This is a genomic window from Arthrobacter sp. Sr24 (assembly GCF_054511175.1).
In genome coordinates this window covers 53,738-80,163 of record NZ_JBTNDB010000003.1, presented here as the reverse complement: position 1 = coordinate 80,163, position 26,426 = coordinate 53,738, and the positions used below count along the sequence as shown (strand labels likewise).

The following is a 26,426-nucleotide window of genomic DNA, read 5'->3' as shown; positions in this document are numbered from 1 at the left end:
AGATTTACCCTTCGCTGTACCCTCCTCATTCGCTCGTTGCGGTGCCAAAATAGAAGGGTGGCCGATCACGGAGGACTCGTAGACGCTGACATTGTTGGGCGGGCGACGGAAATGGATCTCCTACGTTCATTTTTGGCCAGCGCCGCGGCGGGACGGTCGGGCACGATCGTGGTTTCAGGCGATGCTGGCATCGGGAAAACGGCTCTCATCCAGCATGCTTGCGCAAGCCATGGCACGCTCTTTCAACTGTTCGCAGGCACGTGCCTTCCACTGACCACCGCACCCTTTGAATTCCAGGGGCTGCGGTCGGCGTTCAGATCAGATCCCACCTTCGACGCCGGCCCCGGCCCTCAACCGCCACGTGCCAATGATGTGCCGTTCGGCGTACCGGCCGCCATCGATGACTGGCTTGATCGGCTGTGTCTACGAACGCCGGTGATCCTCTTCATCGACGATCTGCAGTGGGCCGATCAGAGCACGCTGGATGTCTTGATGTACCTCTTTGCCGGCCCAGCGCAGAGAGCTCTCGCCATCATCGTGACGGTGCGCTCTGGGGAGGTTGCTGAGGACCATCCACTTCAGCGCTGGCTAGCAGACATCCGCCGGATGCCACGGATTGACTGGCTGCCTCTGGAACCTTTGGACCGATTGGACACCGAAGCGCACGTGGCGCAGCTTCTGGGTGCTCCCCCTCATCAGACTCTGTTGCAAGAAGTTTTCGAGCACACGGGTGGTAACCCCTATCTGAACAAGCTGATCGTGGCTGGTTTGGATCCTGGCACCCGCCATCTGCAGGCCCAATTGCCCTCGGATCTTCGAGGGGCGGTCCTGCGTTCCTGGCGAACCCTTTCCCTCTCAGCCAGGCGTCTAACCCAGCTGCTTGCAGTTGGTGGCGGCCCACTCTCATCAACAGATTTACAGAGTGTGGCACAGCTCGACGGCGGTCCCGGCAGCGTGCTGACGCTGCTGCACGAAGCCGCGGATGCGGGCATTGTTGAAGGTAGCGCAGACGGTAACACCTGGTGGTTTCACCATCCACTCTTCTCAGAGGTGCTCCAGCAAAGCTTGGACGGGGGCGAACGGACTCGCTGGCATGCACTCTTCGCCACCTTTGCGCAGCGACGTCTAGCCGGCATCATCGATCCAGACTTTGAATCACTGGCACAGTTGGCTGATCACCACCACGCATCCGGACACGTAGAGCAGGCGTACCGGTGGTCACTGCGCGCTGCTGCGGCGGGCCGGCATGAAAGTTCCGGCCCGGCGACGCTGAGGTTGCTGCGCCGTGCCGTGGAGTTACGCAGCTTGCTCCCGGAAGCACCAGAGAGCGTGCGCGATTTGCTGTCCCTGCTCCGCACAGCTGCCGAAGAGTCGGGCGCTCAAGAAGTTGAACTCGACGTGGTGGAATCCCTCCTGCTGCACATCGATAAAGGAGCAGAACCGCTGGAGACTGCAGCCCTGTTGGTGCGCCGGGTCTTGTTGGGTTTTTCCACCGGGCGGGAGTTTATGTCCCCCGGCCTTGTTCGCGAAGCCCTGCAGCTTGCCAGCACCGATCAGACAAGCTGGCAGTACGCCTATGCGCTGGCGGAAATGGCGCACTCCGGGCTGTGGAAAGACGCCCCGGAAGCACCGGCTCAGGCTGCGCAAGCCGTTGCTATTGCCCGCGAAGCGGGGAATCCCATGGCGCTTTCCTACGCGTGCACGGCCCGCTCCATGGCAGCTCTTTTTGCTGGCCAAAAAGCTCAAGCCCACGCATTCGCCGTCGAAGGTGTCCTCGCCGCAACACAGGCTCGTGATTTTTGGGCGCTGCTCCACGCCACCGTGTGGCAGGCCAACGCAACCGCGCCCTGGACCAGTCAGGCCTTCGCTGATCTGATGCGGACGGGGCGGGAAAATATGCAAAAGCTCGGATCCCCGCATTCCTACCTCGCCAAAATGGCCGGTGACGAGGCTGCCAGTTATCTCTCGATCGGTCTCTGGCGTGAGAGCCAGCAAGCTCTGAGGATAGCCATGAGTTCGGACCCCGGCGCCTTGGGAGATGTGGCGAGCAGGCTCACAGCGGCCCAAATGGCTTCCAAGCAAGGGCGCCAAGTTGAAGCCGAGGCGCATCTTGGGCGCGCCGATGAAATCTTTTCTCCCGATTCCAGCTTCACCAATTTCTCCTTCGATGCCGTGCGCGCCCAAGTCCTACTCACGGGCGGGCATCTGGAAGCTGCCTACTCGGCGGCCATGGCTGGGCTCAGGTTGGCGGGTCAGCCGCCCACCATGTGTGAATGGCTGGTTCCGCTGGCCGCCCGCGCACTGGCAGATCTAATTCAAAAAGCTTCAGACGACGGCGGCCCTGTCACCGGATATCTGGAGCAACTCGAAGATCTGCTGCGAGACTTTCCCTCCGTGCTGCACGAAATTGACGACGACGATGAGTACCTCAAGCAAGTGGCCGCCTTCAACGCGCTCTACCACGCTGAGGTGGGTCGTGCTCAGGGAACTATCGGCAACGCGCAGGAGTGGTTGTTTTCGGCGGAGGCCGCTCGGGCAGTGAGTCTGCGCTGGGAGGAGTGCTATTCATGGTGGCGGGCTGCCGAATCGCTGCTATTGCGCGGTCATGCACAGCGCCCCTTGGCCACCACTGCACTCCGGCAAGGGCTCGTTCTAGCCCAAGAACTTCAGGCTGGTCCCATAGTGGCGCGGCTCAATCAGCTGGCAGCCGACGCTCGCATCACGGGCACTCTTGCTGGCGTCGCTACCCTATTGGAGCGCTCGGAGCTGTCGGAGAAAAATCCGGCAGAGCAACCCCGATTGCCCGGACTCACAGTCCGCGAACGGGAAATTCTGGAATTTGTCATCGCCGGACATACCTATGCAGAAATTGCCCGGGAGCTGGTGATCAGCGAGAAGACCGTCAGCTCGCACATCTCAAATCTGCTGCGTAAAACCGGTTCAGCCAACCGTATCGACTTGGCCCGGCGGGCGAGCCGCCCGGCACAACCCTAGCTATTTGGCCCTCACCGCGTCGGCCTATCTACCCGGCCCAAGTCACGCGATGGTGAGGGCGCGCTGGTAGTCGGGACACGGCGTCGTACGTGTCAGTGCTGCCCACCGGTAAAAAAGCCGCCAATCTAGTCCACGACAAGCCCCTTGCCCGTGCCACGGCTCAGCAGCACCGGCGCAATTTCACCGAAGCCGCGTACGTTCTCCACGGGCAGCTGGGTGAGGACAAAGCGGTCATCGTTGGTCAATGCGGAGGCCGTGACCGAGTCAATCAGCACGGTGCCCGGCTCTGCGAGGGAGGTCAGGCGGGCGGCGAGGTTCACGGTGGGACCATAAATATCGCCGAGCCGCGAGAGCACCCGGCCCCACACCATGGCGACGCGGGCTTCGGGAAGGAAATCGTCCGCAGCCATGGCTTCGGCAAGCGCCAGTGAAATCTGGGCCCCGGCCACAGGCGTTTCGCAGTTGAACAGCACTTCATCGCCAATGGTCTTCACCAAACGGCCACCGCCAACGCTGATGATCTCAGCACACACGTTTTCAAAGCGCTGGACCAGGCGGGCCAGGGTCTTCTCATTCATGCGGCGTGAGAGTGAGGTGTAGCTGACCAGATCAGCGAAGCCGACGGCGCGGGCCAAAGGCAGCGGGGCGTCGTCCTCGTCGCCGTCGCGCCCTAATTCACTGGCCGCCAAGCCCTGCTCGGCACGCACGGCAAGGCGCTGAATGCCGGCGTTGAGCTGGCGCCGGTAGGAGTACACCAGCAGTTCTTCCAAGGGTGCGATCAGGTTGGGCAGCTCGGAAACCACAGCGCGGCGGGCCTCGGCGTCACTGACACCGTGCTCCGCTACCAAATCTTCAACCAACGCCTCAATCTGCCAGACGGCCATCCGGTCCGTCATCTGGCCGAAGGAACGGGTCACAGAAATTGCGGTTTCTTCCGTCAAGAGCCCTTCGCGGACCATCGTGACCACAATTTGCAGCGCTTCTTGATCGCGTGGGGTGAAAGCCACGTCTTCGTCACCTAAGTTGGGGAAGCCCATGGCGCGCCAAATTTTGCGTGCAGACAGCAATGAAACGCCTACTCCGGCGGCTACATCACGGCGCTTTAAGGTCCGTTCGCCACCAAGAAGCTGCGTTTCCAATGCCTTGGTTTGGTTGTGCGAGGCAGGTGTCAACAACGACTCGGGTGGATCAGTGGTCTCTTCCAAGCTTGCGCAGCTCCTTCTCGTTCATCCCAACGACTCCAGCGTAGTCCCGTTCCCGGAGTGTTTGCTGCATGACCGCTCGAAACTCCTTGGCCCAGAAATGTTGGGCATCTTTATTAAACTCACTCCAGTACGGGATCTCATGTACCGTCACAACGTTGTCCGAGTGTATGCCCGAATGGAAAAACAGTTGCAAATCCCCTGAACCCACCATCCGTTGGCGCCAATTCTGCACCGGCTGCATCTGATGAACCTGAGCGAGATCGAGAATTTGCAGACGTCTAGATACTAACCCCCTGCGCAGCAACAGGCGCTGATTGGTCAGGGTATAGGTGGTCCCGGCCCAGCGCCACACTCTTCTAACGGGATAGGCCACCACCACGAAGGCCACCACGGCCACGACCGCGAACACCATGGCTTCGCGCCATTGACTTGCCTCAGGCGCCCATTGGGAAAAGGTCGTGGGTTGCAGTTTTGCCAGCGCCGCAGAGCCAACCATGATGGTCAACAGTCCCACTGAAATGGGCCACAGAAGAATCCTGGAATGTGGGCGGCAGCGAATCTGAACCTGCTCATGGTCCAGCAATAACTTACGCATAGCCCAGTGCACCGCCCGGGCCCGTTCTGCGTAAGTGCAGCACGTCGCCGGCGCTGACATTGTGTTCCTCACCGAGGGCATCACACAGCTGCAAGCTACCGTCACTATTCAAATCCACAGCTGTGCCGTAAAGCATGGTACCGCCGGGCAATTCGGCGCGCACTTCCTGGCCCAGCGTGCTCATGAGATCCCGAGCCATGTCCACAGCACTCGCCCCACCGGGCAGCGGCGCCTGCGCATCCCCTCCAGCCGCCGCAAAATCCTGATATAGCTTGGCGAAGTTGTTTAAGTACGCGGGCAGCAGCTCATTCCGATCCAGACCGGAAGCAGGCACTCCCTCCACCAGCAAAGACGTAGCCCTGTCCGTGGGCAGCTCTGATTCTTCCAAACTGACATTGACACCCACCCCAACCACGACGCCGGGGCCCACCTGCGCGCCCGAGCCCGCCATGGCTTGAGGTGCTGAGGGTGAGTGGGTTGTTGGGGATGCTTTCCTTGCGGTGCTTGCGGGCACCACTTGGGCAAGGATTCCTGCCAGTTTGCGGCCGTTGACCAGCACATCGTTAGGCCACTTCAAAGTGGCCTTGACGTCCGTGTGCATGCGCAGGGCCTGGCACAGGGCAATTCCTGCGAGGATGGAAAGCCAGCCGTAACCGGTAGAGGAAAAATCCTTACCTGACCCGTTTGATTGGCATTGCTCTTCTGGCCAGACTAGAACGCTAGAAATCATGGCAGCACCGGCGGGAACCTCCCACGCCCTTCCCAAACGACCCTTGCCAGCAGGCTGTGCATCGGCAATCAAAACACTCAAGTCCGGAAAGAATTGTTCGGTATCGGCGGCACCGGCTGCCAGATCCGTGTTGGTTGAACCTGCAGAGTCCACTACATCGACGCGAGCAAATGCCCCTTGCGGGTGCATCAACGCAGTCCGTAGGCGGGCTGGGTCTAGATGAACAGGATTGATCGCGGCCGCTGGAAGCTTCTGGGCTCGACTGAGACCACTTTGCTCAGGGGTATCTGCGGTTCCGTTCATACTTCCAATCCTATCGGGCACAGCATCGGATGCATCCGTCCCCGGGATGAGAACCGAGCGGCGGCCTCTACGGAGCTCTCTTCAGAGCTCCCAACTTGGCCTGGAGCGGATGTGAACTGTGGCTTAGACCAGAGCCGAGTCAGTGATTGAAAGGGGTTTAGGCCACCCGAATTACATTGCCGAATGGTGTTGATTCCTCCACAGGGGACGATCGGGATTCCTTGTCCCCAAAACATACAGTAGAAAGTTTCGATGTCAGAGGGTCGCTGTAGAATATTTATATGAACACAACGACGGGGCAGCCGGTAAAACCAGCTCCCCATTCAGGGGTTTTACGAATTGGTGACCATGTCCACCAATTCCTCAACCTTGTCCACGCGCTCAGTACCAACTCCGCCGATTCAGCAGGCACACAATCCACTACGGGTGATTTATCTAGTGCCGCGAATGTAGGGGTCGATCTGAGCGGGCTCAGCGACGCAGCCTGTGCGCGATGGTCCCAAGACCTTGAAGAACTCCTTCGATCCGGTCAAGCCCTGGCCGTGCAGGCTGCTGGCGAAATAGATCAACGTGTCACAGCAGGACGCTACGCCGAAACAGGTGCCCGCGGAGCTGTCGCCTTGCTCGTTCAATCCCTGCAACTCAGTGCCGCTGAAGCCAGCCGCAGAATCCGCCTGGCCAAAGCAGTCCTTCCGCTCAGAGACACCATCACAGGAATCAGCGTCCCCACCGCGAACCCCGTTTTGGCAACAGCGTTCTTCAAAGGCTCGGTGTCCCAAGAACGTGCTCTGACCGTCTCTAAGTACCTCGATGAAGCTGCCCGCCTAGCAAGCAATGGTCGTATAGACCAGGAGCAGGCCGCCGAGGTCGAGGAAACTCTGGTGCTCACCGCAGAGCAGCAAGGACCAGACTTCATACGATCCGTGGGAAACCGGATCATGAGCCACCTAGACCCTGACGGGCACAAACCCAGCCAGTCGGATCTTCTGGCGAAACAAGGCCTGTTCTTCCGCCAACCACGCCGCGGCCTCGTCTCACTTTACGGCGCCTGCACCATCGAACAATACGAACAACTCATGGCCCTGATCAGCTTTGCCACCAACCCCAACAAACACACCGACATCGACACTCTCGCAGCAACAGAAACCGGCGCAGGAAGAAGTGCAGGTGGAACAGATGGTTCCTCCGAGGGCCCACCACCTGACACTGGCACTGGCACTGGCACTGGCACTGAAGATGACAGCGGCTTAGGCGCTAGCAACCACAGTGAGGGCGATAGTCAGCAATGCGAGGGACAAGAATCACTACTTGACCAGCTTCATGGCCTTTCCGATCTCCTCACCACCACAGACAACACTCCGGATCCCGACTATGGCCAGCCAGCCAGCGAACCACTAGCTCCCCCGGATCCAGAGCCTGAGCCAGAGCCTGAGAACCCGCAGCCACCTCGGCCACCAGAACCGAACCCACCGCAGGCGCCAGAGCCATTGCAACCGGCCGAATCTAAGCCGCCAGCACCACCCACCAAACCAGCACTATCCAAACCACCACTTTTCAACGGGTGGAGTCGCAGGCTGGAACCTTGGGAAATCCCACCCCGCCCACCACAGGCACCAGAAAACGCAAGTCCTCCAGTCTTCGAGGGAGATAACTGGTTCTGGTTCGACACCGGCCCGCAAACTAAACCAGAACGGCCCGAATCAGAGCACGCAGACCTTACAGGCCAGACAGAGCAGCCACATCAGACAGAGAAACCCCAAGCTGAATACGGAGGTCCCGAGTCAGCACCGGAGTGGGACAACAATTTAGGTTCCAAGGGGGAAAACACACCCGGCTGGGGCACCTCCAATGAAGATGACAGTCTCAGGGACTGGCCCCACCTTGTCTATGGAGTCGACGTCGCAGCTCCCGGAAGTAACGAACCCTTGCCTGGGCTCGACCCCATCGACCCGCTCAGTACAGAGCCAGCCGTGAAAGACACCCGCACACACGGTCAAAAACTCCTCGACGGCATGATCTCCTGCGTGAAACTCGCCGCCCGCACCGGGCAACTTCCGCTCAATGGTGGACTAAAAACACAGCTCATCATCAGCTGCACCGAAGAAGACCTCAACCGCAGTGATGGGCTCGGCACCGCCTACACCACTTTCAGTGGCCCCATGCCGCTCGGTCTGTTCAGCCAGTCGCTCTGCGACCCCGACATCACCACCCTGACATATGGCACCGGCCAGGAAATCATCAACGCTGGCCGGACCAGACGTCTTTTCACCCCCGCTCAACGCAAGCTTCTCTTCGCTCGCGATCTGGGCTGCTCATTCCCTGACTGCACCGCCTCCGCAATGTGGTGCGAAGCCCACCACGTCATCCCGTGGCGAGAAGGCGGAGAAACAAACCTCAACAACGCCGCTCTTCTGTGCCAACATCACCACACCCTGGTCCATCACAGCCAATGGCAGGTTCACATCATCAACGGCACGCCGTGGTTCACACCGCCCTGGGTCGTCGACCCCACTCAAACAAAGCTCAGGAACAACTTCCATCACGGTCTGACAAAAACCACGCTCGCGACAAACTAGAGCAAAGCGTTGGAACTGGGCCAAACGCCAGATACTTTTCAGGCGACTTTGTAGGGTTCCTACACATGCGGGGGCACATATCGTTATTAGACTGTCAGTAGCGTTTGCCCTTTTGTGCGGTTCCTATGAAGAGCTGCAAGTATCCACACTATTGATCCGGAGTGTCAATGAGCCACGATCTATCGACGACAGCAGGCAAAATTGCCGATTTCCGTGACCGGATGGCTCAGGCTGCTATACCTTCTGGCGAAGCTGCCGTTGAGAAACAGCACGCGAAGGGACGCAATACAGCCCGCGAACGCATCGACCTGCTGGTGGATCCGGATTCTTTCGTTGAGTTTGATGCACTGGCCGTGCATCGCTCCACAGCATTTGGCATGGAGAAGAAGAAGCCTCTGGGAGACGGCGTCGTCTCCGGTTACGGCACGGTAGACGGCCGTTTGGTCGCCGTCTACAGCCAAGACTTCAGCGTTTACGGCGGTTCGTTGAGCCAAGTAAACGGCGAAAAGATCGTCAAGGTTCAGGAATTTGCTCTGCGCAACGGTTGCCCCGTCGTCGGAATTAATGACGGTGGCGGCGCCCGCATCCAGGAAGGCGTGGCCTCGCTGGCCATGTTTGCCGATATCTTCCGCAACAACGTTCACGCATCCGGGGTAGTCCCGCAGATCTCACTCATCATGGGGCCGTGTGCCGGCGGCGCCGCCTACTCCCCCGCGCTGACCGATTATGTTGTCATGGTGGACAAGACCAGCCACATGTTCATCACCGGTCCCGATGTCATCAAGACGGTTACTGGTGAAGACGTTGACATGGAGTCCTTGGGCGGCGCCCGCCAGCACAACACCACCACAGGAACCTCAACCTATCTGGCCACGGATGAAGCAGACGCCATTGAGTTTGTCCGCGAACTGCTCGATTTCCTGCCCTCCAACAACTTGGCAGAGGCACCCGTCACCGAGCACGAGCAGGAATTGGAGCTCGACGACGCCGACCTCGCCTTGGACACTCTGATCCCGGACTCGGCCAATCAGCCGTACAACATGCGTGCCGTCATCGAGCAGATCCTCGATGACGAACACTTCTTGGAAATGCAGGCACTGTACGCCCCCAACGTCATGATCGGTTACGGCCGCATCGAAGGACACACAGTAGGCATCGTGGCGAACCAGCCCATGCAGTTTGCTGGCACCTTGGACATCAACGCCTCCGAAAAGGCCGCCCGTTTTGTCCGTAATTGCGATGCCTTCAACATCCCCATCATCACGTTGGTCGATGTACCCGGCTTCCTACCTGGCAAGGATCAGGAATTCCAAGGCATCATCCGACGCGGGGCCAAGCTGCTCTACGCCTACGCAGAAGCAACCGTGCCAAAGCTGACTGTCATCACCCGAAAGGCCTACGGCGGAGCGTACATTGTGATGGGTTCCAAGAAGCTCGGCGCTGACTTGAACCTCGCCTGGCCCACCGCCCAGATTGGCGTCATGGGCGCCCAAGGTGCCGTCAATATCTTGTACCGCCGTGATCTTGCAGCAGTGGATGCTGAGGGTGGCGACGTTGAAGCTCGCCGCGCCGAGATTGTTCGGGACTACGAAGATGAGCTCCTCAACCCGTACCAGGCCGCTGAACTGGGCTACGTGGACGCCGTTATTGCACCGTCCGATACCCGTATCCAGCTCATCAAGGGTCTGCGTGCCCTGCGCGATAAGCGCGCCAGCTTGCCTGCCAAGAAGCATGGGAACATCCCGCTGTGACCGCTGCACAGAGCAACGACGCCCCGAGTAACCCGTATCCCGATACACCCGATACACCCGATCGCCAGTCCCCGACGATCGAGCACCTTACGACCCCGTTGCTCAAGGTAACCCGAGGCAACCCCAGCGCTGAGGAACTGGCTGCAGTGACCGCCGTCGTACTCGCTTTGCAAGTTGGTGAGGAAAGCGATGGCCCCGCAACTCAAGCCCGGCCATGGGCTAGACGTGCGCGACTGCATCTGCCACCGAAGCCGGGCGCTGGATCGTGGCGGCGCTCCAACCGCTGAGTGTTGATGCGGCGGAATTCATTCGGCCGCACCTGCACCGATTCGCCACAGCTTCGGCACAGCTCCAGGACAGCTCCAGGACAGCTCCACCACCACATTTGAGACGTACGTAACAATTCCAGATTATTGACGTAATAAAGGGAAACACTAATTTCCTGATGCTATTCTTCCGCCCTTACCGTTGATCCATGACTTCCACAGCAAGCACCGCAAAGGTGTCGCGGCTCCCGAAATGGGCTGGCTCCTTCGGCGTTCAAATTATCGCAGCCCTTATTATTGGCCTCGCCCTTGGCCTGATCGCACGTCAACTGGGCGGTGACCCTAAGACCGATCCCAACGGGCTGGTCACCACACTGGGCACCATCGGCTCCAGCTACATCTCGGTTTTGAAGGCCGCTGTAGTGCCGCTGATCTTCACGGCCGTGGTCTCCTCGATCGCTAACCTGCGCGAGGTCACCAACGCTGCGCGCCTGGCATGGAACACGCTGCTCTGGTTTGCTATCACGTCGCTGATTGCGGTGACTGTCGGTATCGGCCTGGGTGTCCTGTTCCAGTTCCAAGCTGGCTCGGTAGAGACCGCTGAGGAATACACCGGCAAGACGGGTGACTGGTGGGCGTTCTTGATTGGCTTGTTCCCCTCGAACTTCCTGGGCCTGAGCGCTTCCACCAAGGCCTCCGAATCCGGCGCTTTGTCTACAAGCGTCAGCTTCAACATCCTGCAGATTTTGGTTATTGCCATTGTGGTCGGTATTGCCGCGCTGAAGGTTGGCAAGGCAGCTGACCCATTCCTGAAGCTCAATGGTTCAGCACTTGCCGTCATCCAGAAGGTCCTGTGGTGGATCATTCGTTTGGCCCCGATCGGTACTGTTGGCCTGATCGGTACCGCCGTTGCCACCTACGGTTGGACCACAATTGGCTCACTGGGCAAGTTCACGGTTGCCATTTACGTTGGCCTGGCACTGATCATGTTTGTGGTTTACCCCGCGCTCATCAAGAGCCACGGACTGTCCATCAGGCAGTACTTCTCCGGCGTGTGGCCGGCCGTTCAGTTGGCCTTCGTGTCCCGTTCCTCGATCGGCACCTTGCCGTTGACGCAGCGCGTGACCGAACGTAACTTGGGCGTTCCCCGCGCCTACGCTTCCTTCGCCGTGCCGCTGGGGGCCACCACCAAGATGGATGGTTGCGCCGCGATCTACCCCGCCGTTGCAGCGGTATTCGTGGCGCAGTTCTTCGGCATCGAACTGAATCTGAGCCAGTACCTGCTCATCGTCCTCGTTTCAGTCCTTGGATCTGCAGCTACTGCGGGTACCACCGGTGGCGTGGTCATGCTCACCCTGACGCTCTCAACCATTGGCCTGCCGCTGGCTGGCGTGGGACTTCTGCTGGCCGTCGACCCGATCGTGGATATGGGCCGCACCGCCTTGAACGTAGCTGGTCAGGCTCTGGTTCCCACCATTGTTTCCAAACGCCAGGGCATCCTGAACGAGGACCTCTATAACGCGCCCCGCAACGGAAATCCCTTCGCTGACGATTCCACTGACCTTCTTGCAGAACTCAATGCGTCCGACGGCGACACTGCGGATGGCGACAAAACCGACGGTATTGATCCGAAGCGGGAACCGGCCAACGCCTAACTCCCACAGCAGTTCCACCCAGTAGTTCCATCCAGTAGTTTCTCCCAGCAACGAGAGATCCTCATTACCGGGTACTGAACCGTAAAATTCCCGTCAGGGCATGGTCACTAGACCATTGCCCTGGCGGGATTTTTGCGTTGCGGGCCAGCTCTCCAGGCGGGCCGCGCACACGCACGCGGAAGTCGCCAGGCAGGACATGCCAGGACCTGGCAGCAGCCGCCCGGCCCGCCATAGTGGGCACCCGGCCCGCCGCACTCCTGCGCCAGAACTTGCACATCGTGCAAACTTGCACTTAGTGTAGTCATGTGAGTATTCCCGTGCCTTCTCCAGACCCCCACGCACCACATGACCCGTTATCCCGGCGCGAGCTGAACAAGGCAGCAACCCGCGAGGCCATCGCCTCCGCCGCCCTGAATTTCCTGCGTAATCAGGACATGACTTCGTTCACGGTCGACGACGTTGCTGCCGCCGCCGGCGTTTCCCGGCGCACCTTCTTCAACTACTTCTCCTCCGTTGAAGCGGCTGTGACCAGCTACACACAGCGCTACCTAGACACGGTAATCACCGAATTTATGGATCGTCCTGCAGATGAGTCGATTCTCGAAGCCGCCCAAGCCGCGCTATCCGCCGTCGGGAATACGGCAGACCTCGCGATCCTGGCAGAAACAGCCTCCCTCACTCAAGATCCGCATCTGAGCCGCTTTCAATTGCAGGCCTGGGACGAGTGCACCATGAAGATCGTCGAGGTGGCTCGCGAGCGGCTCCCGGCAGACACCTCGGAGTTGTACATCTTGGCCTTAGTGGGCGCCATTATGGGCAGTTGCCGGGCCGCCGTCGAAATCTGGTGCCGGGAATGTGGTTTCGACACGTCGGAGCCTTCCTTGGCCAAGTTGCGTCAACATCTGGACACCACCATTTCCTTGCTTCGAAACGGTTTTTAGTTTTCATACCCGAAGGCGCCCTGACCGCGCCTTCATACACAGAATGGATTCACCATGGCCCTTTGGCTTTATAAACTGGGACGCTTTGCCGCCCGCCGCGCCTGGCTGGTGATTGCAACGTGGGCCATCATCATTGGTCTGGTGGGTGGTGCCGCGGCATTATTCATGGGCCCCATGTCCAATAACTTCCAGATTCCCGGCACTGAAACCCAGCAGATGGCTGACAAGCTTCAAGCTGAGTTGCCGGAGGCTTCCGGAGGGACCGGCTCCGTGGTGTTCACCAGCACCAACGGGGAGCCATTCTCGGCCACCCAAGAAGACGCCATCTCTGCTGCGATGGAAACTGTGACAACAGTTCCCACGGTCAAGGGCGTCATTGATCCGTTCGTCACCACGGCCATGCAAAAAGATGGTGCGGCGCAACTCGCCGAAGGCGCCAAGGCTCTGGCAGCCGGCGAAGTTGAGGCCGCCGCCGGCCAGAAGGCGCTGGATGCTTCCGCTAAGGAACTGGCAGCAGCCAAGGCTCAGTTGGACGCCGGTCAGGCACAGCTGGATGCCCAAAAGTCCCAGCTGGCAGGGGCACCCGCAGCCGCACTGGCTCCATTGGAAGCCGCGCAAGCTCAGCTAGATGCCCAAAAGGCTGCATGGCAGGCCGGTCAGGACGAGTTTGATGCTGGCAAGGCAAAGTTCGACGCCGGTCAGCTCACCTTGGCCACCACGAAAGCAGAGCTCGCTGCCGGTCAACGCACCATTGAGGCCTCGGCCGGTCTGCTCTTCGTTTCAGAGAACAATAAGGCTGCCATTGGCCAGATCCAGTTCAGTGAGTCCATGAACGCTGTGACTCCGGCCAACCGTCAGCTGGTCCAAGACAAACTCAACACATTGGAATCCAGCGGCGTGAGCGTTTCCTACAGCAAGGAAATCGTCGAAGACGTCTCCGAGCTGTTCGGCGCTGCTGAGGTAATCGGCATTGCCGTGGCCGCAGCCGTCCTCTTGATCATGCTGGGCACCTTTATCGCCGCCGGATTGCCGCTGCTCATGGCCGTGATCGGTGTTGGCATCGGTGTGGGTGGCACCATGGCGCTGACCACTGTCATTGAAATGTCCTCCATCTCTCCCATGCTTGCCTTGATGCTGGGCTTGGCGGTCGGCATCGATTATTCGTTGTTCATCGTCAATCGGCACCGCCAGCAGCTATTGACGGGGATGGCAATGTCCGAGTCCATTGCTAGGGCCACTGGCACTTCCGGCAATGCCGTGACTTTCGCAGGCCTGACGGTGGTCATTGCCCTGTCCGCCCTCTCCGTCACTGGGCTGCCCTTCCTAGCCATTCTTGGTTTGGCCGCGGCAGCTACAGTCGCTGTCTCTGTGCTGATTGCGCTCACCCTGACCCCGGCGATGCTCTCGCTGATGGGTAAGAAAGTCATCTCCAAAAAGGCCTGGGCGAAGAATGCCGTGTCCACGGCTGAACACAATGCCACGCTGGAGGGACTCAACGATTCCGAAAAGGCTGCAGCAGATGATTCCGCTGACATTGCCCGCAGCGCCAAGGGCTGGGGTGCCTTGGTCACCAAGCATCCGGTAATTTCTCTGGTTGCTGCCGTGGTGGCGTTGGCCGTCATCGCCATCCCCGCAACCGGGTTGCGGTTGGCACTGCCCGACGGCGGTTCCGAACCTGTGGATTCCAGCGCCTTCCAGGCCTACTCCATCACGGGAAAGAACTTCGGCGAAGGCATGAACGGGCCCATCATTGTGGTTGGCTCGCTCCCTGCAGGCCTGGATCAGGCCAGCGCCACCGAACTGAATCTGGACGTTGCTGACAAGCTGCGTGAGGTCAAAAACGTGACGGCAGCCGTCCCGGTCACCCTGAGTGAGGATCTACGCACCGCCGTGTACCAGGTCATCCCCACCGAGGGACCCGCCAGCGAAAGCACGGTCCAGGTCATCCATGATCTGCGAAGCGAAGGCTCGCTCATCGCCTCGGACCTTGATGTGACCATCGGCCTGACGGGCCAGACCGCCGCCAACGTCGACGTCTCGGAGAAGCTGGGAGCGGCGCTGCCGCCTTACCTGGCCATCGTCGTCGGACTTTCCTTGCTCTTGTTGATCTTGGTCTTCCGCTCTATTCTGGTTCCCCTGCTGGCAACGGCCGGATTCCTCCTCTCGCTCGTCGCAGCATTTGGTGGCGTGGTGGCTGTGTACCAGTGGGGCTGGCTTGGCGGCATCTTCGGGGTGGACAATCCAGGAGCCGTGCTCAGCTTCCTGCCGATCATTTTGATTGGTGTGCTCTTCGGCTTGGCCATGGATTATCAGGTATTCATTGCCTCAGGAATGCGTGAAGCGTACGCCCACGGCCAAGATGCCAGGCAGGCGGTCCGCACCGGCTTCAAGCATGCAGCTCCCGTGGTGACGGCGGCCGCAATCATCATGATCAGTGTGTTCTCCGGCTTCATTTTCAGCCATCTGACCATGGTCCGACCGCTTGGTTTCGCCCTCGCGTTCGGTGTTCTGATCGATGCCTTTGTGGTCCGCATGACAATTGTCCCGGCGGCCATGCATCTGATGGGCAAGTCGGCCTGGTGGCTCCCGGCGTGGCTGGATAAGATCCTGCCCGATGTGGATGTTGAGGGCGCCAAGCTCGCTGGCATGGGCGTCCCCGATGATGCCTCCTCACTTGAGGGCGCATCTCTTGAGGGCGCATCGACGCTTGAGGATTCCTCGGAGTCAGCCCGCTAGACAATCGGCACCCCGAACGGGCAGTCAGGGATTAGCAAATCAACCATGATTCGCTGTCCTTGACTGCCCGTTTTTACGTTGCCGATGGTGCATTATGCTTGTGAGTTAGAGCACAGGCGAGGGTTATGCAATCCCGCCGCTTAACCGCCACTACTGACCTGTAGCCCTAGCCCTCCTTACTACCGCAACTCAACCGAAGATTCTTGGAGAGAACATGCCCCCGGAGCATCCACTCCTTGAGAGCCTGCCAGCCATGCGTCCGTTGGTACGCGAATCGTGGCAGCGATCTCTGGACGCCCTGGCCACCCCTGCCGGCATTGCCCCGCCAGTGGTGTGGGAGAGCCGAGAATTGCAGGACTTCCGCCGTGATCATCCGTTGGCTGCCATCATGCCGGTCATCACGAAGTTGCTAGTGGAGCCCAGCTACGACACCGGATTGCTCATTGCTGTCGGGGATGAACATGGCCGATTGCTCTGGGTGGAAGGCGATTCGGCAGCTCGGCGCAACGGTGAGAATATCAACTTCGCCACGGGCACCGACTGGTCTGAACCAGTTGCGGGCACCAGCGCTCCGGGGACCGCACTGGTGCTGGGTAAAAGTGTCCAGATTAGCGGCGATGAGCACTTCAATCCTGCCGTCCACTCGTGGAGTTGCACGGCCGTTCCGCTACGCGATCCAGATTCAGGAGCCGTCCTAGGCGTCGTGGACATCACCGGCGGAGCGGAAGCTGTAGGCGCCAACACGCTCTCCCTGGTGTTGGCATCGGTGGCCGCTGCGGAAGCTCAGCTGCGGATCGAGCGCTTGGAGCGCCGGGCAGAGCAAGAACGCCGCAAGTGGATGACCCCAACAGCCAGCACAGCCGCCGGATCCGGCACCGCCAGTTCAGCCACTGGCCTCACCGCAACCACCGGCTCCACCAGCCAGCCCGTCTCGAAAAAGCCTCTCTACCGAGACAGCCTGCAGATCCTGGGACGCGATCAGGGCCTGCTGCACGTGGCCGGACAGGCCGTGACCCTGAGCGAACGCCACACCGAAATTTTGGCCATGCTGGCTCTGCACCCCGAAGGCCTCAGCGCTGAGGAACTCACCGACAAGGTCTACCCTGAGGGGACCTCGCTCACCAGTATCCGGGCCGAGATGGTGCGCCTGCGCAAGTTACTGCAGAGCACCGCACCCACGCTGGTTCCGCAATCACGCCCCTACCGGCTCCCCCGCGCCTTGGTGGTGGACGCCGAGCAGGTCCGCAATTATTTAGACCGCGGCGCGCACCGGCTGGCCCTGAATATCTACCGCGGCGAGGTCATGCCCCGTTCGCTGGCTCCGGCGATCGAGGCCATCCGCAACCGAGTCTCGGTGCAATTGCGCGAAGCTATTCTCGCCGACGCCAGTCCCGAGGCGCTGTTAGGTTATCTGCAACTCCCCCAGGCCGCGGACGACGTCGAAGCTTGGCTCACAGCCCTGCGTCTCCTGCCGCCTCGCTCACCTAAGCGTGCCGCCGTGGTGGCTCACCTGGAGGCGCTGGAAAGCTAGTTTGTGTGCTCTAGCTTCCGGTGGGTTGACTGTCGGTGGGCTGGCTTCCGGGCCTAGAACTGTTCCACAATCATCTCCAGCATCAGCTCGGCACCGCGGGCGTCCATGCCTGCTTCGTTACGCAGCAGGGCAAGAGCGCCCTCGCGTTTACCGCCCAAAGCCAGCGCCTTGACGCGTCCGGCAGTTTCCTCCGTCAGAGAGAGTGACCGCTCCGTGTAGTGGGTGCCGGCTGACTCCGCCAGCTGGCTGGTGGCACGTGTCATCGGGTTCGGGATGTTGGCGTTGGTGCTGGTGCTGGTGCTGGTGCTGGTGCTGGTCGTTTCATACGTGGCGTGTTTTAGCCCCTTCTTCTTGAGAAGTTCGGCTAAGTTGACCGCCATCGCTTCCATGGCTTCTTGGACCTGTTGGTCGGCGGTGCCGGGCGAAGGGGTGGAGCCGGGCGCGGTGGTGGGTCCCGCCGTCGTACGTGAAATAGTGGCTGTGCCCGAAAAATCAGGAGCGCGGGCCGAGGGGTCTTCGAAAGTGGGCTGGTAGGTGGACTGTGCGCCGTACTGCTGAGCCGTGCGTTCGGCCTGACGGGCTTTCCCCAATTTACCCAGGACAATGAGCACCACGGCAGCCACCAACAACACAACGATCAAGGGAATCAGTAAGTCCATAGGGAGACTCTAGCGGGGGCGCAGGGAGCGTCCTAAACGGCGGCGCGCTGAACTTTCCGTTCTTGAGCAGCCGTCCGCCCCAAGAAATACAACAGTAAGCCGCCGATAAAAACGCCCAGCACACAGTAGAACGAGGCCATCAGGTAAGGGCTGATCTGCAGCGTTGCTTCATCGCTCAACGGGATTCCGTCCGCCCACTGCATCCCCGCCAGCTCCCAGCGTAAATTCATCTCGAATGCGGCCCACAATAAGGCCATAAGCGTCGCGGCCACCGCACCCAAATAGAGGTTCCAGCGACGCACCCCGGCCATGGCCCGCAGCAGCAATAGGCCGGCCACCAGGATCCCAAGGGTCAGTGTCGCCACGAGTACGCCCAGGCCATAGATCCACAATTCAGTCCCCATGGCTCCACCCTACGGGATTGCGGGGGACATGCCCCGAGCGCAATTTATGCTCAAATGGCGTACACGCAAGTGCCCTTAGGACGCGCTCCGAATGTGACGCAACTCATGCAACGTGATTGCAACGTGGTTCCCCGTACTGTTGCGGACAAGGACGCAGAGGTCCCCCACCGCGAAGGAGTTTGAACTATGGCAGTTTATGCACAACCCGGTACAGATGGTTCCAAGGTCACTTTCAAAGACCGTTATGAGAACTGGATCGGCGGGGAATGGGTGGCCCCGGTCAAGGGCGAGTATTTCGAGAACATCACTCCCGTCACCGGCAAGGTTTTTTGCGAAGTAGCCCGCGGTACGGCTGAGGATATTGAACTGGCACTCGACGCAGCCCACAAAGTGGCACCGAGCTGGGGCGCAACCTCCGCTACCGAACGCGCAGCCGTCCTGAACAAGATCGCCGACCGCATCGATGAGAATGTGGAGCTTCTGGCAGTCGCCGAAACGTGGGACAACGGCAAGGCAATCCGCGAGACCCTCAACGCCGACATCCCCTTGGCCGCTGATCATTTCCGTTACTTCGCCTCTGTGGTCCGCGCCCAGGAAGGCAGACTGACCCAGCTCGACGACAACACCACGGCCTACCACTATCACGAGCCGCTCGGGGTAGTTGGCCAGATCATTCCTTGGAACTTCCCCATTTTGATGGCCGTTTGGAAACTGGCACCGGCACTCGCTGCGGGAAACGCCGTCGTCCTTAAACCGGCGGAACAGACACCGGCTTCCATTCTGGTGCTCATGGAACTGCTCTCTGACATCCTGCCTCCGGGCGTGATCAACGTGGTGAACGGCTTCGGCGTGGAGGCGGGCAAGCCGCTGGCCTCGTCCAAGCGAATCCGCAAGATCGCGTTCACCGGTGAGACCACCACGGGCCGTTTGATCAGCCAGTACGCATCCCAAAACCTGATTCCGGTGACGCTGGAATTGGGCGGCAAGAGCCCGAATATCTTCTTCAATGACGTGGCTGATCGCGATGACGCCTTCTACGACAAGGCGCTCGAAGGCTTCACCATGTATGCCTTCAACCAGGGCGAAGTGTGCACCTGCCCCTCCCGCGCCGTAGTACAGGCGGGGATTTACGAGTCCTTCATGGCAGACGCCATCGCCCGCACCGAAGCCATTATCCAAGGCAACCCCCTCGACACCGACACACAGATTGGAGCGCAGGCTTCCAATGATCAAATGGAGAAAATCCTGTCCTACATGGACATCGGCAAGCAGGAAGGCGCCAAGCTGCTCACCGGCGGCGAGCGCAATATCCTTCCCGGGGATCTGGCCGGCGGCTACTACGTCAAGCCGACCATATTCGAGGGCACCAATGACATGCGCATCTTCCAGGAAGAGATCTTTGGCCCCGTTCTCGCAGTGACTAAGTTCGAGGACTACACCGACGCGATGCACATCGCCAACGACACCCTTTACGGGCTGGGCGCTGGTGTTTGGTCCCGTAACGGCAACGTCGCCTACCGTGCCGGGCGCGAAATCCAGGCCGGGCGCGTGTGGGTCAACAACTACCACGCCTACCCCGCCGGCGCAGCGTTTGGTGGTTACAAGTCCTCGGGCATCGGCCGCGAAAACCACGCCATGATGCTGGATCACTACCAGCAGACCAAGAACCTATTGGTCAGCTACAGCGAGGACAAGTTGGGCTTCTTCTAAACCGCTCGCCTGCGGGCGGCCGGTTGGCGGCCGGGTGACGCTAGCGCAGCAATGGCGGCTTTTTCCTCGACGCTAGTGCAGCAATGGCTGGATTGAGGGGAACGCTATCCCCCCTCGCTTCAAAGTACGACGCCGGGCACCTCCCCAGGTGCCCGGCGTACCCTTTTGTTCGTGCACCTTATCCACCGCGCGTTTCACCACACCTTTTCCACCGCACCTTTTCCACCACACCTTTTCCACCGAATCGAGCCGTCATGGATCAAATTCTGGATGCCGCCATCACCATCGAGGGCGAAACCGCCTCACGCGTTGCCCTGACAATTACGGCTGTGGAACTGCTTCAGAAGATGTGGGCGCGGCACGGACCGCTCATGTTTCACCAGTCGGGCGGTTGCTGCGATGGCTCCTCGCCTATGTGCTATCCGGCTGGCGAATTTATCACGGCCGAGGCAGACATCCTGCTGGGGATCTTCGACGTGCCCGAATGCGGACCCATAGAATTCTGGATGTCACGGGAGCAATTCAACTACTGGTCTCACACACACTTGACGGTGGACGTAGTGGACGGGCGCGGCAGCGGCTTCTCCGTTGAGGCGCCCGAAGGCAAAAGGTTTTTGATCCGCTCGCGCCTCGTAGACGGCTTCGTTCCGGCCGGGATTTAACAAGACCTCCCGGCGTCGAGCTCTGAACCGGGTTACTTCCTGCGGTTCCTAGACTGCTTGCTCTTTTGCACAATGACGGCAACTACGGCCACAAAGATGACTCCTGCCATGGCGATTTCCATATCGCTCCTTCTCCTCGAATCGGACTAGCCCAACCCCAGCATAGGCCAGACTGTCCGGAGCATCGCTGCTGGCGTTTAGGCTTGAATCATGACCCCGCAGCTCATTCTCGCCTCCGCGTCCCCGTCCCGCACCAAGCTCCTCATCGATGCTGGCATCACCCACACCGTTCAGGTTTCCGATGCCGACGAGGACGCGCTCACGGCCGCGGCCGGGCCCATCACCCCCTCAGAAACGGCGCTACTGTTGGCCCGCGCCAAGGCCGAATCCGTGGCCGCCACCACCACAAATGCTCTGACCCTCGGCTGTGACTCCGTCTTCGAGCTCGACGGCGTCCCGTACGGCAAACCCTGGGAGCCGGAGATCGCGCGCGAACGCTGGAAGCTGATGCGCGGACGTTCCGGCATCCTTCATACCGGTCATTGGCTCATTTCCACCACCAATTCCTCGCACGACGCCGGATCCCCCGTTGGGTACGGAGCGGTCACGAGCGCGAAGGTCACCTTTGAGGACGTCACTGACGCTGAGATTGACGCTTACGTTGCTACGGGCGAACCGTTGCAGGTTGCCGGTGCGTTCACCATTGACGGATTGGCCGGCGCCTTCATCACCAGTGTCGAGGGCGACCCGCACACAGTGGTTGGACTGTCCATTTCCACCCTCCGCCGCCTTCTGGGTGAGCACGGGGTCGCGATCACTGACTTTTGGGCCTGATCACCAACTTCCCACGTCCTTCCGCGCGCTTCCGCGTCCTGCCAGCCCCGTATGCGCTGTACCCAGCCCGGGTTCAGCGCATACGGGAGCTCTCCTTCCCTATATGCGTCGGACTCGTTTTGAGCCTGACGCATAAGCGCCTATGCGCCACATTCGCGTCCAGTTCAGCGCATACGGATGAGCCATTCGTGCACGCATTCCCATCAAATACGAGGTCGCGATCACTGGCTTCTGGGCCTAATTCCCAACTTCCCGCGTCTCTCCGCGCGCTTCCGCGTCCTGCCAGCCCCGTATGCGCTATACCCAGCCCGGGTTCAGCGCATACGGGAGCTCTCCTTCCCTATATGCGTCGGACTCGTTTTGAGCCTGACGCATAAGCGCCTATGCGCCACACCCGCGTCCAGTTCAGCGCATCAAAACAGTGGCCATCAGAAACTACTTGACGGAATGGAAAGTAGTTTCGTATAGTTGAGGCAGTGAAGCAGTCCTACTCAACCGAAAGGCCCGTCGTGAGCCAGAACAGTTCAATACTCTCCGCAGAGGAAGCCCGCGAGATGCTCGCTCGAGCCGAAGGCATCGGCAGCTCCGCCACCAGCGCCGCCGGCTGGCCAACCGCAATGGTCTTCAACTCCTTGGCCATCATCGGCTCCATGATGATGATCGGATTCCAGATGGTTGCTCATACCGGTTACGGCGCTCCGCTGATGGCTATGAGCGTGGGAGCTTGGGCAGCCATCACGGCCCTCACCTGGACCTTTATGCAGCGCACCACCAAAGCCGGATTTTCCAAGCGGTTCGCAACATCGCTCATCGCCTATTTCGTCCTCTACGGTGCGGCCATCACCATAGGATCCTTGGCGTTCCCCAACGGAAACCTTGCCTACTACATCAGCGCTGCAGTAGTCCTTGCAGCGGCGGGCGTGGCAGCAGCATTTAGGGAGTTGCGCGCATGAGCCCCCAAGAAGCCCCAGGTACACAAGGCGCTCAAGAGGCCCCAGACACTCAAGACCAGCCCCAGCACCCTCGCCACGAACTCAGCGAAGTACTGCACCAGCCCGTCAGATTCTCCATCGCTGCAGCCCTGTCCAAAACCGAAACCATGGACTTCAAGGACCTTCGCAACACCATTCAGGTGAGTGATTCGGTACTCAGCAAGCAGCTAACCCAGTTGGAAAAGGCCGGTTTCGTGACCATCAAGAAGAGCTTCGTGGGCAAGTTCCCCCGCACCTCACTGAGCCTCAGCCCAGAAGGTAAGCAGGCATGGGAACACCACATAGCCACGCTTCGCCTCATCGCCGGAGGCTGAGTAAGCAATCGCCGGAGGCTGAGTAAGTAACCGCCGGAGGCTGAGCAGGCCCATTCTTGTAGGAACCCCACAAAGGAACCGCATCGCACACGCATAAACGCCATGATGTGTGAGGAAAATCGACATATTCACGCTAGGCTCTCTTGAGAATAGAAGGAGTCCGTCTGTGAGTAATTCACCATCTGCCCCGGCGCACAAGCTGAGCAAAGTACTGATCGCCAATCGCGGCGAAATTGCCGTCCGGATCATCCGGGCAGCACGCGACGAAGGCATCGCCTCCGTCGCCGTCTACGCCGACCCGGACCGCGAGGCGCTGCATGTGCGGATGGCTGATGAAGCGTTCGCGCTGGGCGGCACAACGGCCGCCGACTCTTACCTTGTCATGGACAAGATCCTGGACGCTGCCAAGGCTTCCGGAGCAGACGCCGTTCACCCCGGCTACGGATTCCTTTCCGAGAACGCCGATTTCGCGCAGAAGGTGATCGACGCCGGTCTGCTCTGGATTGGCCCCTCCCCCGCCTCGATCGCATCCTTGGGCGACAAGGTACAGGCGCGCCACATCGCCGAAAAGGTGGGCGCACCCCTGGTTCCCGGCACTAAAAACCCGGTGCAGAACACCCAAGAAGTACTCGATTTCGCCGATGAATTCGGTCTGCCGCTGGCCATCAAGGCTGCTTACGGTGGCGGCGGGCGCGGCATCAAGGTGGTCCGCACCCGTGAAGAAATCCCGGAACTATATGAATCCGCAGTCCGCGAAGCCATCGCAGCTTTTGGCCGCGGCGAGTGCTTCGTGGAGCGCTTCCTGGACGCCCCGCGTCACGTGGAAACGCAATGCCTGGCCGACGCCGCCGGCAATGTTGTGGTGGTCTCCACCAGGGATTGCTCACTTCAGCGCCGCAACCAGAAACTGGTTGAAGAGGCACCTGCCCCGTTCCTGACGGACGCCCAAAACGCCCAGCTGTACGCCGCGTCCAAGGCCATCTTGACCGAAGCCAAGTACCAGGGCGCCGGAACCTGCGAATTCCTGGTCGGCACCGACGGCACCATCTCCTTTCTGGAGGTCAACACCCGCCTCCAAGTGGAGCACCCGGTCTCCGAAGAAGTCACCGGAATCGACCTGGTTCGTGAACAGTTCCGGATCGCCCGTGGCGAAGAACTCGGCTACGGCGATCCCGAAGTCCGCGGCCATTCACTGGAATTCCGCATCAACGGTGAGGACGCCGGCCGCGGCTTCATGCCCGCCCCCGGCACCGTCACCACCTTGACCCTGCCCACCGGCCCCGGCGTCCGCGTCGATTCCGGCATCACGGCCGGGGAAGTCATCGGCGGCAACTTCGATTCCATGCTGGCAAAACTGATCGTCACCGGCGCCACCCGTGAGCAGGCCATCGCCCGCGCCAACCGCGCCCTGGCCGAAATGGAAATCGGCGGCATGCCCACCGTGCTCCCCTTCCACCGCGCGGTAGTCGCCGACCCCGCCTTCGCACCCACCGACGGTAAACCGTTCACCATCCACACCCGCTGGATCGAGACCGAGTTCAACAACACCATCCCCGCCTTCGACCTCGCCTCAGCGGCGGGTGCCGCGGACGACGCCGGCACTCGTCAGAGCGTGACCGTCGAGGTGGGTGGCAAACGGCTTGAGGTGACGCTGCCGTCGTCGTTCGCTGTCAGTAATGGTTCCAGCAAGGGGACGAAGAAGGCCAAGAAGGCCGGACGCAACCGTAGCTCAGGCCCCGCTGCTGCCAATGGCAACGCCCTGACCTCCCCTATGCAGGGCACCATTGTGAAGGTTGCCGTCGCCGATGGTGACGTGGTGGCCGAGGGCGATCTGATCGTGGTCCTGGAGGCCATGAAGATGGAGCAGCCGCTCACAGCGCACCGAGCAGGAACCGTCACCGGGCTGAACGCAGCCACCGGCGACACCGTTTCCGCCGGTGCCGTACTGGCCACCATCGAGGACTAATTCCGAAGCCACGCACAAGGTTCTGAACACACAAACGCTCCCTCACCTTCCAGGGTTTTACGCCAGGAAGGTGAGGGAGCGTTTTGCTGTGAAAGCAAAGGTGGGATCAGCTGACGTTGGAGGTGTAGTCCAGGTCTCGGGTCTCCTTCATGATGAACAGGGCGATCAACGTCAAGATGGCCATCGAGGACAGGTAGATACCCACCAGGAACGGACTTCCGTCGGCAGCCTGCCAGAGCGCCACGGCGATAAACGGTGCCACAGCAGCACCGAGGATGCTGGACATGTTGTAGCTGATGGCAGATCCGGTGTAGCGAACGTTCGTGGGGAACAGTTCCGGAAGCAGGGCACCCATGGGACCAAAGGTCAGGCCCATGAGCGTGAAGCCGAGGATGAGCAGGGTCATGACGCCGGCCAGGCCCGCCCCGAACAGCGGCACAAAGGTCAGGCCGAAGACGGCGATGCCGCCAGTGATCCAGAGTAGCGATTTACGGCGGCCAAACTTCTCGGCCAACGGTCCTGAAACCAGGGTGAAGATACCGAAGAACACGACGCCGACAATGAGCATGATCAAGAATTCGTTGCGGGTGTAGCCCAGTCCGGGGACCCAGCTGGCAATGGCGTCGGCCGTCATTGGCTTGCCGGCGGTTTCTGCCTTGGCCTTGGCTGCTTCAATGGTGGCGGGGGTGGTGCCATAGGACAGCGTGAACGTAGTCATGAGGTAGAACAGCACGTAGGTGGCCAGCATGACGAAGGTGCCCAGGATCAGCGGGCGCCAGCTGGTCTTGAAGACTCGGGCCACGGGCAGTTTGGAGACTTCACCCTGGTCGATGACCTTCTGGAATGCCGGTGTTTCAACGAGTTTGAGGCGGACGTACAGACCAACGATCACCATGACGGCGCTGAGCAGGAACGGAATGCGCCAGCCCCAGGCCTGGAACTGCTCGGTGGTCAGGCCAAAGCTGAGTGCCAAGAAGATGCCGTTGGCGAGGATGAAGCCGATGGGTGCGCCCAGCTGCGGGAAGGTGCCGTAGATGGCGCGCTTACCCTTGGGTGCATTTTCAGTAGCCAACAATGCGGCACCGCTCCACTCGCCGCCCAGGGCCAGGCCCTGCATGAAGCGCATGACCACCAGCAGTGCCGGTGCCCAGAATACCCAACCGGGCACGAGCGCCGTCGGCAGGCAGCCAATCAAGAAGGTGGAGACACCCATGGTGAGCAGCGATGCCACGAGCGTTCCCTTGCGCCCCACTTTGTCGCCAAAGTGTCCGAACACAATGGAACCCAGGGGGCGGGCGATGAAAGCCACACCGAAGATGGCGAAGGAGCTCAGCAATGCTGTGGCGGCGTCGGCGTTCGGGAAGAAGAGCGCCGGGAAGACCAGAACAGCAGCGGTGGCGTAAACGTAAAAGTCGTAGAACTCAATGGTGGTTCCTACCAGGCTGGCCACAATGACCCTGCCCCGACTGTTGACGGGCGGGTTCTCCACCGTCGCCGTATTTTTAGAAGAGCTCATGGCTCGGCTTTCTCTCGGGGCTTTGCTACCACCGGCTGAACAGCTCATCCTGTGCGGCGCACAAGCGGATCAGCATGTCAACGAAT

The 26,426-nt window shown here is 60.3% G+C and carries 20 protein-coding genes; 14 read left to right on the top strand and 6 right to left on the bottom strand.

The window, feature by feature from the left end; genetic code table 11:
- The first annotated feature begins 57 nt into the window (after positions 1-57).
- Entirely contained in the window at positions 58-2,994 is a 2,937-nt protein-coding gene (locus ACX80D_RS03320) for a helix-turn-helix transcriptional regulator (RefSeq protein WP_459321209.1), read from the top strand.
- 125 nt (positions 2,995-3,119) lie between these two features.
- On the opposite strand, the gene ACX80D_RS03315 is transcribed toward ACX80D_RS03320, so the two are convergent.
- The 3 genes from ACX80D_RS03315 to ACX80D_RS03305 form a co-directional block, all read right to left on the bottom strand.
- Positions 3,120-4,199 carry an adenylate/guanylate cyclase domain-containing protein gene (locus ACX80D_RS03315; protein ID WP_459321208.1) on the bottom strand — a complete coding sequence of 360 codons (1,080 nt, stop codon included), beginning with the start codon at positions 4,197-4,199 and terminating at the stop codon, positions 3,120-3,122.
- The gene (locus tag ACX80D_RS03310; RefSeq protein ID WP_459321340.1) at positions 4,183-4,695 is read right to left on the bottom strand and encodes a PH domain-containing protein; all 513 of its coding nucleotides are present in this window, start codon (positions 4,693-4,695) and stop codon (positions 4,183-4,185) included. Before ACX80D_RS03310 ends, ACX80D_RS03315 begins: the two co-directional genes overlap by 17 nt.
- A gap of 91 nt (positions 4,696-4,786) precedes the next feature.
- On the bottom strand, positions 4,787-5,827 hold the full coding sequence (locus ACX80D_RS03305; protein WP_459321207.1) for a biotin--[acetyl-CoA-carboxylase] ligase: 1,041 nt from the start codon (positions 5,825-5,827) through the stop codon (positions 4,787-4,789).
- Positions 5,828-6,108: 281 nt separating this feature from the next.
- Here ACX80D_RS03305 and ACX80D_RS03300 point away from each other — a divergent pair, with 281 nt between their 5' ends.
- The 7 genes from ACX80D_RS03300 to ACX80D_RS03270 all read left to right on the top strand — a co-directional run bounded on the left by ACX80D_RS03300 (position 6,109) and on the right by ACX80D_RS03270 (position 17,283).
- Positions 6,109-8,403 (top strand): HNH endonuclease signature motif containing protein, encoded by a 2,295-nt coding sequence (locus ACX80D_RS03300; RefSeq protein WP_459321206.1) that lies wholly within the window; start codon positions 6,109-6,111, stop codon positions 8,401-8,403.
- A gap of 167 nt (positions 8,404-8,570) precedes the next feature.
- Positions 8,571-10,154, top strand: coding sequence for an acyl-CoA carboxylase subunit beta (locus ACX80D_RS03295; RefSeq protein WP_459321205.1), 1,584 nt, complete (start codon positions 8,571-8,573; stop codon positions 10,152-10,154).
- The gene (locus ACX80D_RS03290; protein WP_459321204.1) at positions 10,151-10,441 is read left to right on the top strand and encodes an acyl-CoA carboxylase subunit epsilon; all 291 of its coding nucleotides are present in this window, start codon (positions 10,151-10,153) and stop codon (positions 10,439-10,441) included. Before ACX80D_RS03295 ends, ACX80D_RS03290 begins: the two co-directional genes overlap by 4 nt.
- A 188-nt stretch (positions 10,442-10,629) precedes the next feature.
- Positions 10,630-12,075 (top strand): dicarboxylate/amino acid:cation symporter, encoded by a 1,446-nt coding sequence (locus ACX80D_RS03285; RefSeq protein WP_459321203.1) that lies wholly within the window; start codon positions 10,630-10,632, stop codon positions 12,073-12,075.
- A gap of 305 nt (positions 12,076-12,380) precedes the next feature.
- A complete protein-coding gene (locus ACX80D_RS03280) occupies positions 12,381-13,016 on the top strand; it encodes a TetR/AcrR family transcriptional regulator (RefSeq protein WP_459321202.1) in 636 nt (211 codons plus the stop codon).
- A gap of 54 nt (positions 13,017-13,070) precedes the next feature.
- Positions 13,071-15,752: an MMPL family transporter gene (locus tag ACX80D_RS03275; RefSeq protein ID WP_459321201.1), complete on the top strand. Its 2,682-nt coding sequence runs from the start codon at positions 13,071-13,073 to the stop codon at positions 15,750-15,752.
- 214 nt (positions 15,753-15,966) lie between these two features.
- Positions 15,967-17,283 carry a transcriptional regulator gene (locus ACX80D_RS03270; protein ID WP_459321200.1) on the top strand — a complete coding sequence of 439 codons (1,317 nt, stop codon included), beginning with the start codon at positions 15,967-15,969 and terminating at the stop codon, positions 17,281-17,283.
- A gap of 53 nt (positions 17,284-17,336) precedes the next feature.
- Here ACX80D_RS03270 and ACX80D_RS03265 read toward each other — a convergent pair whose 3' ends face one another.
- Together ACX80D_RS03265 and ACX80D_RS03260 are read right to left on the bottom strand one after the other, a co-directional pair.
- Positions 17,337-17,942, bottom strand: a complete 606-nt coding sequence (locus ACX80D_RS03265; protein WP_459321199.1) for a hypothetical protein — start codon at positions 17,940-17,942, stop codon at positions 17,337-17,339.
- A 32-nt stretch (positions 17,943-17,974) separates the two neighbouring features.
- Positions 17,975-18,346, bottom strand: coding sequence for a hypothetical protein (locus ACX80D_RS03260; RefSeq protein WP_459321198.1), 372 nt, complete (start codon positions 18,344-18,346; stop codon positions 17,975-17,977).
- A gap of 186 nt (positions 18,347-18,532) precedes the next feature.
- Between ACX80D_RS03260 and exaC the strand changes: the two genes are divergently transcribed.
- From exaC to ACX80D_RS03230, 6 genes are all read left to right on the top strand, one after another.
- A complete protein-coding gene (gene exaC / locus ACX80D_RS03255) occupies positions 18,533-20,056 on the top strand; it encodes an acetaldehyde dehydrogenase ExaC (protein ID WP_459321197.1) in 1,524 nt (507 codons plus the stop codon).
- Between the two features lie 254 nt (positions 20,057-20,310).
- Complete coding sequence (locus ACX80D_RS03250; RefSeq protein ID WP_459321196.1) at positions 20,311-20,718, top strand: DUF779 domain-containing protein; 408 nt, start codon at positions 20,311-20,313, stop codon at positions 20,716-20,718.
- A 210-nt stretch (positions 20,719-20,928) separates the two neighbouring features.
- Entirely contained in the window at positions 20,929-21,552 is a 624-nt protein-coding gene (locus tag ACX80D_RS03245; protein WP_459321195.1) for a Maf family protein, read from the top strand.
- A gap of 509 nt (positions 21,553-22,061) precedes the next feature.
- On the top strand, positions 22,062-22,505 hold the full coding sequence (locus ACX80D_RS03240) for a hypothetical protein (RefSeq protein WP_459321194.1): 444 nt from the start codon (positions 22,062-22,064) through the stop codon (positions 22,503-22,505).
- Positions 22,502-22,858: a winged helix-turn-helix domain-containing protein gene (locus ACX80D_RS03235; protein ID WP_459321193.1), complete on the top strand. Its 357-nt coding sequence runs from the start codon at positions 22,502-22,504 to the stop codon at positions 22,856-22,858. Before ACX80D_RS03240 ends, ACX80D_RS03235 begins: the two co-directional genes overlap by 4 nt.
- Positions 22,859-23,024: 166 nt before the next feature.
- On the top strand, positions 23,025-24,824 hold the full coding sequence (locus tag ACX80D_RS03230) for an acetyl/propionyl/methylcrotonyl-CoA carboxylase subunit alpha (RefSeq protein ID WP_459321192.1): 1,800 nt from the start codon (positions 23,025-23,027) through the stop codon (positions 24,822-24,824).
- Positions 24,825-24,930: 106 nt separating this feature from the next.
- Here the strand turns inward: ACX80D_RS03230 and ACX80D_RS03225 are convergent, their stop codons facing one another.
- Positions 24,931-26,340: an MFS transporter gene (locus ACX80D_RS03225; RefSeq protein WP_459321191.1), complete on the bottom strand. Its 1,410-nt coding sequence runs from the start codon at positions 26,338-26,340 to the stop codon at positions 24,931-24,933.
- Positions 26,341-26,426 lie beyond the last annotated feature (86 nt).